The sequence below is a fragment of the Streptomyces sp. NPDC037100 genome (assembly GCF_055606225.1).
In genome coordinates this window covers 153674-167102 of the sequence record NZ_JBVJSX010000013.1, presented here as the reverse complement: position 1 = coordinate 167102, position 13429 = coordinate 153674, and the positions used below count along the sequence as shown (strand labels likewise).

The following is a 13429-nucleotide window of genomic DNA, read 5'->3' as shown; positions in this document are numbered from 1 at the left end:
GTCACAGGTGGTGTCACAGGTGGTAGGCGTACTCGGTGAACTCCCAGTCCGTGACGTGCCGGTGGAAGCGTTCGACCTCGTCGCGTTTGTAGGAGAGGAAGGACGTGGTGAACCCCTTGCCGAGCAGGTCGGTCAGGGCGGTGTCCGCCTCCAGCGCGTCCAGCGCGGCGGACAGGGTCTGCGGCAGGACGGCAGAGCGGGCGGCGTCGTAGCCGTAGCCCTCCAGTGGGGCGGGCGGCTCCTCGCCGGCCAGCACGCCCAGCAGCGCGGCCGCTGTCGTGGCGGCGATCGCCAGGTACGGGTTGGCGCTCGCGTCACCGAGGCGCAGTTCGAGCCGGGCGCCGCTGCCGCGCTCGGGCGGGATGCGCACCATGGCGCTGCGGTTGTCCAGCCCCCAGTCGATCAGCCAGGGCGCGAGGGTGTCCGGGCCGAAGCGCTTGTACGAGTTGACCGTGGGGTTGAGCAGCGCGGCCAGGGCGGGCGCGTGGGCGAGGACGCCGGCGACGGCGTGCCGGGCGGTGGCGGACAGGCCGTAGGCGCCCGACGGGTCGTCGAAGGTGTTGCAGCCCTCCTCGTCGTCGCAGGACAGGTGGAGGTGGAAGCCGGAGCCGCCCGCGTCGTTGAACGGCTTGGCCATGAAGGTGGCCAGCCGTCCTTCCTTGCGGGCCAATTCTTTGATGGCGGCCTTGAAGCGGAAGGAGCGGTCGGCGGCCGACACGGCCTCCGAGTGCACCAGGTTGATCTCGATCTGGCCGCCGTCGAACTCGTGGTTGCCGCTGATCGCCCCGACCTTCAGATCGCGTACGTGGCGCAGGGTGCGCAGCAGGTGGTTGTCCGGGTCGGCGCGCAACCCCGCGGTGTAGACGACCCCGGCGTCGGGGGCGTAACGGCGCCAGCCGCCGGACGGGTCCCGCTCGCACAGGAAGTACTCCAGCTCGGGCCCGACCACCGGGCGCAGGCCGTGCTCGGCGCATCGTGCGAGGACGGACCGCAGCAGATCGCGGGGCGACTCGGGGGCGGGCGCACCGGTCGCCGGGTCGACGACCTCGCCCAGACAGGCGGCCACCCCCGGTTCCCACGGCAGCGGCACGAGAGTGCCGAGGTCGGGGCGGACGCAGATGTCCGGCAGCCCCGCGTCGAGCCCGCCGCTGACCGGGACGACGTCCCCCTGCGGGCTGGTGTGGTAGACGGCGCGGCAGAACGCCAAGCCGTGCTCGCAGGCCCGGGGCAGCTCTTCGAGCAGCACGTCACGCGCCCGGTCGGTGCCGATCAGGTCGGGATAGGTCACCCGGACCACGTCGATGCCGTCGGCGGCGAGCCGGTCCATGTGGCGGCGGACTTCTTCGGAATCGTGAGCGCTCACCGTTGTCTCCTCGGGCGGACGTCGGGACACCTCCGGGACACGGGGCCGGGGAGGCGGGTGGCGAGAGAGCGAGCGTCCGGGCGCGGCGAAGCCAGGACCGCCCGGTGCTTGTTTGATGCCAAACGGTAGAGGTGGGTGCGGGGCCCCGCAAGAGGGTCGGGGCAAGAATTTATCCATCCGGATAGCTCTTGACCAGACCCCTTCCCCTGCCTACCTTGTTTGAAGCCAAACGAGTTCGGGGCGCGTTCGACCGCACCCCGTTGGCCGGGGCCCGGCCCCTTCCGGCCGGGCCCCTCTTTTCCTTCCGTTTCGACGCCCTCACATTCAGGAGGACCGGCCATGAAGGTCGTCGTCGACATGAACAAGTGCCAGGACCACGGCCAGTGCGTCTTCTCGGCCCCGGACGTCTTCCGGATGGACGACGTCGGCCGCCTGGCCTACGTCCCCGACCCCGACGACGCCCTGCGCGACGAGGTCGAGGAGGCCGCGGACGTGTGTCCGCTGCAGGCCATCCGGATCGAGGACTGAGATGGGCGGGCGCATCGTCGTCGCCGGTGCCTCACTCGGCGGACTGCGTGCCGCCGAGCAGCTGCGCGCCGCGGGCTGGTCCGGCGGCATCACGGTGATCGGCGACGAGCCGCACCCCCCGTACAACCGGCCCCCGCTGTCCAAGGAGGTCCTCGCGGGCAAGGCGGCCTTCGAATCCCTGGCCTTCACTCCGAAGGCCTCCGCGACGGATGTGGAGTGGCGGCTCGGCGCGAGAGTCGTCTCCGCACGGCTCGCCGAGCGGACCGTCTCACTCGACGACGGCGCGGTGCTCTCCTACGACGGCCTGGTCGTCGCCACCGGGATGCGGCCCCGCCGACTGCGCTGCCCCGGGCCCCTCGCCGGCCGTCATACGGTCCGGACCATCGACGACGCCCAGGCGCTGCGGGGCGAGCTGACCCGGCCGGGAGTGCGGGTCGTCGTGGTCGGCGCCGGATTCATCGGCTGCGAGGTGGCCGCCACGGCGGTCGGGCTCGGTGCCGCCGAGGTGACCGTGGTCGACCCGCTGCCGCTGCCGATGGTCGGCCCTCTCGGGGAACTGCTCGCCCGGGAGCTGCGCACGCGGCACGAGCAACGCGGGGTCCGCTTCGTACTCGCCTCGGGTGTCACCGGGTTCGAGGGTGGCGACCGTGTCACCGGTGTCGTACTCGGCGACGGATCCGTACTGCCCGCCGATGTGGTGGTGGAGTCCGTGGGCTCGGTCGCCAACACCGAGTGGCTGGAGGGCAACGGACTCGACCTGAGTGACGGCGTGCTCACCGACGGGCAGCTGCGCGTCGGCGGCCGGCCCGACGTCGTCGCGGTCGGCGATGTCGCCCGCTTCCCGAACGCCCGCTACGACGGGGTGCCCCGGCGGGTCGAGCACTGGTCCGTGCCGACCGACTCTGCCAAGCACGCGGCGAAGGTGCTGGTGGGAGGCGCCGCCGGCCTGCCGCCCTTCGCGCCCCTGCCCACCTTCTGGAGCGACCAGCACGACTTCCGCTTGCAGTCCTTCGGCGCGCCCGGCCTGGGGCTCGGCGACGTCCGGGTCCTGGACGGTGACCTCTCGGGGGATGTGCTGGTCGGCTACCACCGCGACGGGCTGCTGGTCGGTGTCGTCGCCCTCGGCGGACCCTCCGCGGCGCGGGCCGCCGCCCGATATCGCGCCGATCTGCTGAAGCAGCCCGCCCTCACTGCGCAAGGAGCCCTCTCGTGACCGGACTTCGTGGTTACTTCCACCCCAAGACGGCGACGGGCGCGTCGTCGCTGATCCCCTCCCCGCCCTGGCGCTACTCCGGTGACCTGCTCACCGTGGAGTACCGGACGGACCCCGCCCGCGTGCGCGAACTGCTGCCCGAGCCAATGGAGTTGGAGAAGGAGGATCCGGGGGCCGTCGCCCTGATCTGGGCCGACTGGCAGTCGTGCTCGGCCTCCGGGGAGGAACTGCTGGATCCCGTGCGGGCGCAGTACAAGGAGGCGTTCGCGGTGGTGCGGTGCCGCTTCCGGGGGCGGACGTACTCGCGGTGCGTCTACATCTGGGTGGACAAGGACTTCGCCATCGCGCGGGGGCTGCACCAGGGGTATCCGAAGAAGCTCGGCTCCATCCACCAGACGAGGCCGCATCCCTACGGGCCCGCTCCGCGGATCGAGGCCGGGGCCCGGTTCGGGGCGACCCTGGCGGCCGCGGACCGGCGTCTGGCCCAGGCCGTGGTGACACTGCGGGAGCCGTCCGAGAGCGGCGGGTTCGTCAACGCGCACCCCATGGCCCATCACCGGTGGCTGCCGTCGATCGAGAAGGGCAAGGGGCTTGCTCTGGACGAGTTGATCGAGTCCGGGGCCGCGTCCTTCGAGGGTGGTCAGGCCTGGGTGGGGGATGCGGAGCTGGAGCTGTTCGAGGCGCCTACGGAGGAGCTGGCCCGGCTGGAGGTGCGGGAGCCGATCGCTGCGTATTACCGGCAGGTCGGGGTGGTTTGGGACGGGGGGCGGCTGCTGGAGGGGGGTATGTCCGGAGCGGTTGCCGAGTAGTGCCGGTCGGCGGGTGCGGGCTCGTTGTGGTTGCTCGCGCGGTTCCCCGCGCCCCTTGGGAAGTGCAGTGCCCCTCGTTCGAATGGAACTCTTCCTATGTCTGACAACATCACCGTCGCCGGAGTGTCCGTCGACACCCGGCACTGGATCGGTGGCGAGCGTGTCGCCTCCGCCGGGACCTTTACCGATCACTCTCCCATCGACGGAAGTGCCCTCGGCGAGATCGCCCGAGGCGGGCCCGCCGAAGCCGAAGCCGCTGTCGCCGCCGCCCGGGACGCGTTTCCCGGCTGGGCCGCCACCTCGCGCGCCGAACGCGCCCGCATCCTGCACGCCGTCGCCGACGGTGTCGAAAAGCGGATCGAGGAGTTGGCGATCGTCGAGACCACGGACAACGGGGCGCTGTTGCGATCCCACCGGCGGGGTGTCATGCCCCGCGTCGCCCACAACTTCCGGTTCTTCGCCGACTGGTTGCTCCGGCTCGGACACGAGGACTTCGAGACGCGCGGTCACACCAACCACGTCAGCTGGGATCCGGCCGGGCCCTGTGTGCTGATCACGCCGTGGAACGCGCCGCTGATGCTGGCCACCTGGAAGGTCGCCCCGGCCCTCGCCGCCGGGAACACCGTCGTCCTCAAGCCCGCCGAGTGGTCGCCGCTGACCGCCTCCCTGCTGGCCGACATCGCCGCGGAGGCCGGACTGCCCGCAGGTGTCCTCAACGTCGTCCAGGGGTACGGCTCCGAGATCGGCGACGCGCTCACCTCCCACCCCGACGTGCGCCGCATCAGCTTCACCGGGTCGGTGCCGACGGCCCGGCGGATCGCGGAGTCCGCCGCCGCGAACCTCACGCCTCTGAGCCTCGAACTCGGCGGAAAGTCACCCCTGTTGGTGTTCGCCGACGCCGACCTCGACCTGGCCGTCGATCTCGCCGTGGAGCAGTACGACAACGCCGGGCAGGTCTGCCTCGCGGCCACCCGGCTGCTCGTCGAGGAGCCGGTCGCCGAGGAGTTCACCCGCCGGTTCGTCGAGAAGGCCACCGCCCTGCGGCAGGGCGACCCGCGTGACGAGGACACCGACGTCGGGCCCAACATTCACCCGCGCCAGCTGGAGAAGATCGACGGCTTCGTGCAGCGGGCCCTCGCGGCGGGGGCGCGGGCGGTCGTCGGCGGGCACCGCAAGGACGGGCAGCACTACGCGCCGACCCTGCTGACCGACGTCGCCCAGGACTCGGAGATCGTGCAGGAGGAGGTCTTCGGGCCGGTCCTGACCCTCCAGACCTTCGCCGGCGAGGACGAGGCCGTGCGGCTCGCCAACGACACGCGGTTCGGGCTGGCCGCCACCGTCGCGACCGGCGACCGGGAACGGGCCGGGCGCGTCACCGCGCGACTCGTCGCCGGCACCGTCTGGGTCAACTGCTTCTTCGTGCGTGACCTCCAGGCACCCTTCGGCGGCTCCCGGCAGTCCGGGGTCGGCCGCGAGGGCGGCACCTGGAGCTTCGACTTCTACTGCGACCTGAAGAACACCGTCACCGCCCCCAAGGGATGGGACCAGGACCATGGGTGAGATCGTCGGGGCCGGGCTGCTCGCCCACGTGCCCACCATCGTGCTGCCCGAGGCCGACCGGCTGGAGCTCAACGAGGGCAAGGAGATCACCCTCGTCACCGGGCTGCGGGAACTGCGCCGGGACGTCTTCGAGCGGGATGCCGCCAACGATTACGACACCGTCGTCGTCCTGGATTCGCACTGGGCGACCACTGTCGAGTTCGTCGTGACCGCGCAAACACGCCGCGCCGGGCTCTTCACCTCCGAGGAACTGCCGCGCGGCATGTGCAGGATGCCCTACGACTTCCCCGGCGACCCGGAACTCGCCCACAACGTGGCCGCGTTCGCCGACAAGCACGGCACCTGGATCACGCCGATCGACGACGAGTACCTGCCCATCTACTACGCCACCCTCAACCTCTGGAAGTACCTGGGGGAGGGCCTGCCCGACAAGCGGTGGGTCACCATCGGCGTCTGCCAGACCGGCGACATGGAGGACCATCTCCGGCTCGGGCGGGCCCTGGCCGACGGGATCGCCGCGACCCCCGGGCGGCGGGTGCTGCTCATCGCCTCCGGTGCCCTCTCGCACACCTTCTGGCCGCTGCGCGAGCTGCGCGACCACGAGGCGAGCGACCCGGTGCACATCCGCACGCCGGAAGCACGTGAGGCAGACTACGAACGCATCGCCTGGTTCAAGGAGGGCCGCCACGACAAGGTCCTCGACACGATGGAAGAGTTCTGGAAGTTCAAGCCCGAGGCGAAGTTCTTCCACTACCTGATGATGGCCGGCGCCCTCGGCGAGCAGGCCTGTGTCGCCAAGGCCCGCCAGTACGGCGCCTACGAGAACTCCGTCGGCACCGGCCAGGCCCACCTCTGGTTCGACCGACCCGCCGGCGGCTGGACCGCAGATGACCCCACTACGCAGGAGCCCGCCCATGCCTGAGTACCGCCGCATCCTCCTCGACGGCGCCGCCGTCCAGGTCACCGTCGACGGTGACGAACTCGTCGCCGGGGACGGCCGCCGCGTCAAGACCGAGGAGGCCCAGCACCTGCCGCCGGTCGTGCCGTCCAAAGTCATCGCCGTCCACCTCAACCACCGCAGCCGGGTGGACGAGTTCAGGATCGGGCTGCCCGACACCCCCACGTTCTTCCACAAGCCGACCTCGTCCCTCAACGCCCACCGGGGCGCGATCGTCCGCCCCGAGGGCTGCAAGTGGCTCAACTACGAGGGCGAGGTCGCCATCGTCATCGGGAAGACCGCGCGGAACATCTCGCCGGCCGAGGCGGGGGAGTACATCGCCGGATACACCGTCGCCAACGACTACGGGCTGCACGACTTCCGCGACACCGACGCCGGGTCGATGCTCCGGGTGAAGGGCTCCGACACCCTCTGCCCGCTCGGCCCCGGCCTGGTCACCGACTGGGACTTCCACGGCAAGCGGCTGCGGACGTACGTCAACGGGGAGGTGGTGCAGGACGGTTCGACCGACGAGATGACCTGGGACATGCACTACCTCGTCGCCGACATCGCCCGCACCATCACGCTGTACCCCGGGGACGTCCTGCTGTCCGGCACGCCCGCCAACTCGCGGCCCGTCCAACCGGGCGACGTCGTGGAGGTGGAGGTCGAGGGCCTCGGGCGGCTCACCAACCACATCGTCACCGGGCCGACCGCCATCCGCCCGGACGTGGGCGCCCAGCCCACGGAATCGGAGGAGGTGCTCTCGACCGCCCTCGGCGGCGACTGGGAGTTCCGTGGCATCCGGCCGCCGCGCCGCTGACGCGGAGGCCGGGAGCCATGGTGCCGACGTGCTCCCCGGCCGGGCCGTCGCCGAGAGGGAGCGCCCCGGTAGGGTCACGGGCATGACTGAGCCCGCCGGGCCCCGCCCCCGCAAGCGCGTGAACTACGGCACGGGCCGTGAGGCCCTGCTGGAGGCCGCCGTGCGGGTCGTGGCCCGGGGCGGGCTGCGCAGGCTCACCTACCGGGCCGTCGCGGAGGAGGCCGGCGTCACCCACGGCCTGGTCGTGCACCACTTCGGTTCCCGGGACGCCCTGATCGAGGAGGCCGTGGCCCACGCCATCCGCTCCTCGCTGAACAGCAGCGCCCTGGAACCGGGCACCGGCAGGGCCGCCGATTTCTCGGTGGGGCTGACGGACATGGTGGAGACCGGGCCGGATCTCCAGGCGTTCCAGTACGAACTGCTCCTGGAAGCCCGGCGGCGCCCCGAGCTCCTGGCCCACCTGCGGTCGCTGTACGACGAGTACTTCGACGCGACCCGGCGAGAGCTCACCCAGATGCTGCCCGGCCCGGTCGGCGAAGGCCTGTCCCGGATGGTGTTCGCCACGTTGGAAGGGCTCGTCCTGCACCAGCTGGTCTTCGGTGAGCGCGAGGTCATCGACGAGGCCCTGGACGAGCTGCGCTCGGTGCTGAGCCTGCTCGCCGAGCGGCCCGGCGACGAAGCCTGACCCGCGCCGGCCCCCGCCGTCCCGCGGCGCCGGAATTCCTCGTCCTTCACCCCTTGCCAAACGGATAGTTCCGCCCCAGGATGAGGCAACTCGTTTGGCCTGAAACGATCCTTCCTCCCCTCTGGCAGGTGATCCGAGTGGACAGTCAGACGGTCTTCCAGCACACAGCGGAACCGGACGCGCCCACCGCAGGCACACTCAAGCCCAACGCCCTCGGCGTCCTGGGCATCCTCTTCTTCGTCCTGTCCGCGCAGGCCCCGCTGACCGGCATCGCCGGCGCGGCCCCCATCGCCGTGGCCCTCGGCAACGGCCCCGGAGTACCCGCCGCCTACCTGGTGGCGGGCCTGGTGATCCTGCTGTTCTCGGTGGGCTTCGTCGCCATGGGCCGCCACGTGGTGGACGCGGGCGCCTTCTACACGTACATCGGCAAGGGCCTCGGCCGCACCACCGGCACCGGCAGCGCGGGCCTCGCCCTCTTCGCCTACTGCACCATCCAGGCCGCGATGTACGGTCTCTACGGCGCCATCGTGAGCGGCCTGGTCGCGAGCCACACCGGCCTCGACCTGCCGTGGTGGGTCTGGACGCTGGCCACCATGGCCGTCGTCCAGGCGCTCGGGGCGGCCGGCGTCGAGATGGGCGCCAAGGTCCTCGCCGTGTTCGTCCTCGCCGAGTTCAGCATCCTGTCGGTCTTCGCCCTGGTCACCCTCGTCAAGGGCGGCGGTCCCGAGGGGCTCGGCCTCGCCGACAGCTTCTCCCCGTCCGCCGCCCTGGACGGCGCCCCGGGCGTGGCCGTGATGTTCGCCGTGGCCTCCATGTTCGGCTTCGAGGCCACCGCCATCTACGGCGAGGAGGCGCGCGAGCCCAGGAAGACCGTGCCGCGGGCCACCTACCTCGCGGTCGCCGTCGTCACGGGCTTCTTCGCCCTCGTCTCCTGGATGCTGATCTCCTCCTACGGCGCCTCCCGGGCCACCGCGGCCGCGGGCAAGGCCCTGGAGGGCGGCGACGGCGCCGGGTTCGTCTTCGCGCCGATCGCGGCGGACTTCGGCGGCTGGGTGGGCGACGTGCTGCCGGTCCTGCTCGCCACGTCCCTCTTCGCCGGCATCCTCACCTTCCACAACTCGGCCAACCGTTATCTGTTCTCCCTCGGCCGCGACCGGCTGCTGCCGCTCCGGATGTGCCGGCTCAACCGCCGTCACGCGCCCTGGACCGCCGGGTGCGTCCAGACGGCCCTGGCCGCCCTGCTGGTGGTGCCCTTCGCGCTGGCGGGCAAGGACCCGGTGCTGACCCTGTTCTCCTGGTTCAGCGGCGTCGCCGTCCTGGCGATGATGCTGCTGTACCTGCTGACCTCGGTGTCCGTCGTCGTCTTCTTCCGTCGGGCCCGCCTGGACACCCGCCTGTGGAACACGCTGATCGCACCCGCCCTGGGCGCACTCGGCATCGCGGGGGCGATCTGGCTCATCCTGGTCAACTTCACCACCCTCATCGGCGGCGAACGCACCACCGCCCTGTGGCTCACGCTGTCCGTCCCGGTCGTCATGGGACTCGGCCTGGTCGCCGCACGGGTGCGGGGCAGGGCCGTCGCGGCTGCCGACGGCTGACCGCGGGCACGGCCGTCCGTGCACAGCCCCGCCCATATCGTTTGAGATCAAAGGAGGATCACTCATGCCGGCCGTCCCCCACGACGAGTGGCTGCGCCGCGCCAAGGCGTTCCAGCTCTCCGGTGCCCATCACATCGACGGCGCCGAGGAGGCCGGGACAGGGGCGACGTTCCCGGTCGTGTCCCCGCGCGACGGCCGGGTCCTCGCCGAGGTCGCGGACGGCGGGGCCGCCGAGGTGGACGCGGCTGTCGCCGCCGCGCGGCGGGCCTTCGACACCGGCCCGTGGCCGCGCCTGGCACCCGCCGAGCGCGGCCGGGCCCTGTTCCGCCTCGCCGATCTGCTGGAGGAGCGGCGCGAGGAACTCGCTCTCACGGTCAGCCTGGAGATGGGCAAACCGATCTCGGACGCCTACGGCATCGAACTGCGCGCCGTCATCACCACCTTCCGCTGGTACGGCCAGCTCGCGGACAAGCTGACCGACGCCGCTCCGCACACCGCCCCGGACGCCCTCGCCCTGGTCACCAGGGAACCCGCCGGGGTGGTCGGGGCGGTGGTTCCCTGGAACTTCCCACTGACCCTGGCCGGCTGGAAGGTGGCCCCGGCCCTGGCGGCCGGCTGCACGGTCGTCCTCAAGCCCTCGGAGAACTCCCCGCTCTCCGCCCTGCTCCTCGGGCGCCTCGCCACCGAGGCCGGCCTCCCGCCCGGTGTCCTCAACGTCGTCAGCGGCGACGGCCCGACAGCGGGCCGTGCCCTCGGCCTCCACCCGGACGTCGACGTCCTGGCGTTCACCGGCTCCACCGCCGTCGGCCGTCATTTCCTGCGCTACGCCGCCGACTCCAACCTCAAGCGCGTCTGGCTGGAACTCGGCGGCAAGTCGCCCAACATCGTCCTGCCCGACGCTCCCGACCTGGAGAAGGCCGCCGCCACCGCCGCCTGGGGCATCTTCTTCAACCAGGGCGAGATGTGCACCGCTCCCTCCCGGCTCCTCGTGCACTCCTCGATCGCCGAGCGGGTCACCGAGGCCGTGGTCCGGCGGGCCCGTGAACTGAGGGTGGGCGACCCGCTCGATCCTGAGACGGAGATGGGCGCCCTCGTCGGCCGGGCGCACCTGGACCGCGTCCGCGATCACATCCGCCACGGTGTCGACGAGGGCGCCCGGCTGCGCACCGGCGGCGACCGCGTCCTCGCCCAGACGGGCGGGACGTACCTCGAACCCACTGTCTTCGACCGCGTGGACCCCGGCTCGCGACTGGCCCGGGAGGAGATCTTCGGCCCCGTCCTGTCCGTGCTCGCCTTCGACGACCTCGACGAGGCGGTCCGGCTGGCCAACGCCACCGAGTACGGCCTCGCCGCCGGACTGTGGACCTCCGACCTGTCCACCGCCCACCGGGTGTCGCGCGCCCTGAAGGCCGGAACGGTCTGGGTCAACTGCTACGAGGAGGGCGACCTCACCGTGCCCTTCGGCGGCATGAAGCAGTCGGGCAACGGCCGCGACAAGTCCGCCCACGCGCTGGAGAAGTACACCGAGCTCAAGACCACCTGGATCCAGCTGTGACCCGCCCCCTGATCGCGATCCCCGCCCGCTTCTCCGCCACGACCTCCGCCCTTCGGTACGCCGCCGAGGTCAACGCCCGCGCCCTGATCGAGTCCGTCTGGCGGGCCGGCGGCGAACCGGTGGGCATCCACCCGGCCGACAGCGGCACGGCAGCCCGGCTGGCCCGCTTCGACGGCGTCCTGCTCCCCGGCGGCGGCGACCTCGCCCCCTCCCGCTACGGCGCCACCGACACCCACGACACCGTCTACGACGTCGACGCCCTCCAGGACACCTTCGACCTCGACGTCGCCCGCCACGCCCTGGAGTCCGGCCTGCCCCTGCTCGCCGTATGCCGCGGCCTCCAGGTCGTCAACGTCGCCCTCGGCGGCACCCTGGAGCAGGACATGGGCGGCCCCGAGCGCGAACACCGGCACCTCGTGCACCCCGTCTCCCTGGAACCCGGCTCGCTCGTGGCGCGGGCCGCGGGCGCCGAGAAGACCGACGTGTCCTGCTACCACCACCAGCGCGTCGACCGCCCGGGAGCGGGCCTGCGCGTCACGGCCCGGGCGGCCGACGGCACCGTCGAGGCCCTCGAAATCCCCGGCGCCCACGGCTGGTTCACGGCCGTCCAGTGGCACCCGGAGGACACCGCACACGAGGATCCCGCCCAGCAGGGCCTGTTCGACGCGCTCGTGCGGGCCGCGACCCGGTGAGGCCGCGGCGGTTCTCAGGCCCGGGGCCGCCGCCCGCTGCGCCGCGGGGCGGGCTCGGCGCCGCCCAGCAGGGACTGCCGCCGCTCCTCGCCGTGCTCCTCCACCTGGAGCACCACGCTCCGCAGCCCCTCGGCGAGGCTGCGGCACTCGGCGTCGCTGAGCCCGGCGGTGACGAAGGCCTCCTCCTCGTTGAACGCCGGGAACACCCGCGCCATGAACTTCTCGCCCTCGGCGGTGAGGCTCAGCAGCACCAGGCGCCCGTCGCTGGGATGGCCGTCCCGCCGCAGCAGGCCCCGGGACTCCAGCGTGCGCACCACACCCGTGAGCGTGCCCTTGGAGATCCCCGCCTCCTCGGCCACGTGCCGGGTCTCCGACTCGCCCCACACCCAGACCACCCACAGCACCACGAAGGCCGTCCAGGTCAGGTCGGAACCGCGCAGCACCGAGTTCTCCAGGTGCTGCCGCACGGCGGACGCGGCCCGGTAGATGTTCGCCACCGCCGCCATCTGCTCCCGGCGGATCGGAATACCGCCGAGCTTCGCCGCGGCGAGCTTCTCGGCTTCGGTGATGGATCGGTGCCCCGGCACGAGCGGCTCCTTCGTCTGGTCGCGGTTCCCTTTGTCCGGTCGCGACGCGTCACACACGGGCGGCTCAACCCCGCCGCCCGATCGTTCGGACTCAAATTGTACGAGCCGAAAGGAACACCCCGTCATGCCCGGCCCTCCCCGCATGCTCCTCGTCCTCAGCGAGAACTGGACCCTCACCGGCGGCCGGGCCGATCTGCCCGCCGCCGTCCGCTGGGCCCGCGAGGCCGAGGACGCCGGCTTCGACGCTGTCATGGTCAGCGAGCACATCGTCCTCGGCCCCGACGCGGCGGCCGCCGGTGTCATGGGAAACCCCCGCGACTACGCCCTGCCGGGCAACCAGGACCCCTGCACCCCCTGGCCGAACTCCCTGCTGCTGCTCGCCGCCATCGCCTCCGTCACCTCCCGGTTGCGTCTGGCCGCCGCGGCCGTCCTCGCCCCGCTGCGTCACCCCCTGCTGCTCGCCCGCGAACTCGGCACCCTCGACCTGATCAGCGAGGGGCGTCTCGTCGTACAGCCCACGGTGAGCTGGAGCAAGGACGAGTACGACGCCCTCGGTGTGCCGTTCGCCCGCCGTGGGCGGCTCCTCGACGAACACCTGGAGGTCTGGGCGAAGGCCTGGGGGCCGTCACCGTTCTCCCACGCCGGACCCCACTACTCCTTCCGGAACGTCTACTTCGAGCCCAAGGCGCACCGGCCGGACGGCCCCCGGCTCTGGTTCGGCGGCCAGCGCCTGCACGGCCCTGTCCTGCGCCGTCTCGTCGAGTACGGCCACGGCTTCCACCCGCTCGGCCGACCCGCGCCCGAGGACCTTCAGGGGCTCAAGGAGGCGATGTCCGCGGCCGGGCGGGACATCGCCGACCTGGAGATGATCGGCGGCACCCAGGCCGTCTTCCCCGACGACCGCTCACCGGCGGACCTCGGCGCGGCGCTGTCCGTGATCCCGGAGCAGGTGGAGCAGGGTTTCACGACGTTCTGCGTCAAGCCGAACCAGTTCATCGACGACCCCGACGGTGTGGGGGAGTTCTGCCGTGAGGTCATGCGGCGCGTCGAGACGCTGACGTCCTGACCGCCCCGCCCCG

General features: G+C 72.0%; 13 protein-coding genes. 11 read left to right on the top strand and 2 right to left on the bottom strand.

Annotated features, from left to right (window positions below; translation table 11 throughout):
- Positions 1 to 13: 13 nt before the first annotated feature.
- Entirely contained in the window at positions 14 to 1363 is a 1350-nt protein-coding gene (locus ACZ7EG_RS34000) for a glutamine synthetase family protein (protein ID WP_471087611.1), read from the bottom strand.
- A gap of 339 nt (positions 1364 to 1702) precedes the next feature.
- Here ACZ7EG_RS34000 and ACZ7EG_RS33995 point away from each other — a divergent pair, with 339 nt between their 5' ends.
- From ACZ7EG_RS33995 to ACZ7EG_RS33950, 10 genes are all read left to right on the top strand, one after another.
- The gene (locus tag ACZ7EG_RS33995) at positions 1703 to 1891 is read left to right on the top strand and encodes a ferredoxin (protein ID WP_466830975.1); all 189 of its coding nucleotides are present in this window, start codon (positions 1703 to 1705) and stop codon (positions 1889 to 1891) included.
- Position 1892: 1 nt separating this feature from the next.
- Positions 1893 to 3104 carry an NAD(P)/FAD-dependent oxidoreductase gene (locus tag ACZ7EG_RS33990; RefSeq protein ID WP_471087608.1) on the top strand — a complete coding sequence of 404 codons (1212 nt, stop codon included), beginning with the start codon at positions 1893 to 1895 and terminating at the stop codon, positions 3102 to 3104.
- A complete protein-coding gene (locus ACZ7EG_RS33985) occupies positions 3101 to 3913 on the top strand; it encodes an acetoacetate decarboxylase family protein (protein ID WP_471087603.1) in 813 nt (270 codons plus the stop codon). Before ACZ7EG_RS33990 ends, ACZ7EG_RS33985 begins: the two co-directional genes overlap by 4 nt.
- 96 nt (positions 3914 to 4009) lie before the next feature.
- A complete protein-coding gene (locus ACZ7EG_RS33980; RefSeq protein WP_471087600.1) occupies positions 4010 to 5473 on the top strand; it encodes an aldehyde dehydrogenase in 1464 nt (487 codons plus the stop codon).
- Entirely contained in the window at positions 5466 to 6395 is a 930-nt protein-coding gene (locus ACZ7EG_RS33975; protein WP_471087598.1) for a 3,4-dihydroxyphenylacetate 2,3-dioxygenase, read from the top strand. Before ACZ7EG_RS33980 ends, ACZ7EG_RS33975 begins: the two co-directional genes overlap by 8 nt.
- Positions 6388 to 7233: a fumarylacetoacetate hydrolase family protein gene (locus tag ACZ7EG_RS33970; protein ID WP_471087595.1), complete on the top strand. Its 846-nt coding sequence runs from the start codon at positions 6388 to 6390 to the stop codon at positions 7231 to 7233. The genes ACZ7EG_RS33975 and ACZ7EG_RS33970 overlap by 8 nt, the downstream gene beginning before the upstream one ends.
- An 82-nt stretch (positions 7234 to 7315) precedes the next feature.
- Positions 7316 to 7918 carry a TetR/AcrR family transcriptional regulator gene (locus ACZ7EG_RS33965; RefSeq protein ID WP_471087592.1) on the top strand — a complete coding sequence of 201 codons (603 nt, stop codon included), beginning with the start codon at positions 7316 to 7318 and terminating at the stop codon, positions 7916 to 7918.
- 137 nt (positions 7919 to 8055) lie between these two features.
- Complete coding sequence (locus ACZ7EG_RS33960; RefSeq protein ID WP_471087590.1) at positions 8056 to 9516, top strand: APC family permease; 1461 nt, start codon at positions 8056 to 8058, stop codon at positions 9514 to 9516.
- Positions 9517 to 9580: 64 nt separating this feature from the next.
- Complete coding sequence (locus tag ACZ7EG_RS33955) at positions 9581 to 11071, top strand: aldehyde dehydrogenase (RefSeq protein WP_471087587.1); 1491 nt, start codon at positions 9581 to 9583, stop codon at positions 11069 to 11071.
- Positions 11068 to 11763: a gamma-glutamyl-gamma-aminobutyrate hydrolase family protein gene (locus ACZ7EG_RS33950; RefSeq protein ID WP_471087584.1), complete on the top strand. Its 696-nt coding sequence runs from the start codon at positions 11068 to 11070 to the stop codon at positions 11761 to 11763. The genes ACZ7EG_RS33955 and ACZ7EG_RS33950 overlap by 4 nt, the downstream gene beginning before the upstream one ends.
- A gap of 14 nt (positions 11764 to 11777) precedes the next feature.
- Here the strand turns inward: ACZ7EG_RS33950 and ACZ7EG_RS33945 are convergent, their stop codons facing one another.
- Positions 11778 to 12350 carry a MarR family winged helix-turn-helix transcriptional regulator gene (locus ACZ7EG_RS33945; RefSeq protein ID WP_471087581.1) on the bottom strand — a complete coding sequence of 191 codons (573 nt, stop codon included), beginning with the start codon at positions 12348 to 12350 and terminating at the stop codon, positions 11778 to 11780.
- A 124-nt stretch (positions 12351 to 12474) separates the two neighbouring features.
- Between ACZ7EG_RS33945 and ACZ7EG_RS33940 the strand changes: the two genes are divergently transcribed.
- Positions 12475 to 13416, top strand: coding sequence for a TIGR03619 family F420-dependent LLM class oxidoreductase (locus ACZ7EG_RS33940; RefSeq protein ID WP_471087578.1), 942 nt, complete (start codon positions 12475 to 12477; stop codon positions 13414 to 13416).
- Positions 13417 to 13429 lie beyond the last annotated feature (13 nt).

Excerpts from the sequence above, each read along its gene's own strand:
- ACZ7EG_RS33995 (WP_466830975.1), top strand. The coding sequence starts at position 1,703 with ATGAAGGTCGTCGTCGACATGAACAAGTGCCAGGACCACGGCCAGTGC.
- ACZ7EG_RS33990 (WP_471087608.1), top strand. The coding sequence starts at position 1,893 with ATGGGCGGGCGCATCGTCGTCGCCGGTGCCTCACTCGGCGGACTGCGT.
- ACZ7EG_RS33980 (WP_471087600.1), top strand. The coding sequence starts at position 4,010 with ATGTCTGACAACATCACCGTCGCCGGAGTGTCCGTCGACACCCGGCAC.
- ACZ7EG_RS33975 (WP_471087598.1), top strand. The coding sequence starts at position 5,466 with ATGGGTGAGATCGTCGGGGCCGGGCTGCTCGCCCACGTGCCCACCATC.
- ACZ7EG_RS33970 (WP_471087595.1), top strand. The coding sequence starts at position 6,388 with ATGCCTGAGTACCGCCGCATCCTCCTCGACGGCGCCGCCGTCCAGGTC.
- ACZ7EG_RS33965 (WP_471087592.1), top strand. The coding sequence starts at position 7,316 with ATGACTGAGCCCGCCGGGCCCCGCCCCCGCAAGCGCGTGAACTACGGC.
- ACZ7EG_RS33955 (WP_471087587.1), top strand. The coding sequence starts at position 9,581 with ATGCCGGCCGTCCCCCACGACGAGTGGCTGCGCCGCGCCAAGGCGTTC.
- ACZ7EG_RS33940 (WP_471087578.1), top strand. The coding sequence starts at position 12,475 with ATGCCCGGCCCTCCCCGCATGCTCCTCGTCCTCAGCGAGAACTGGACC.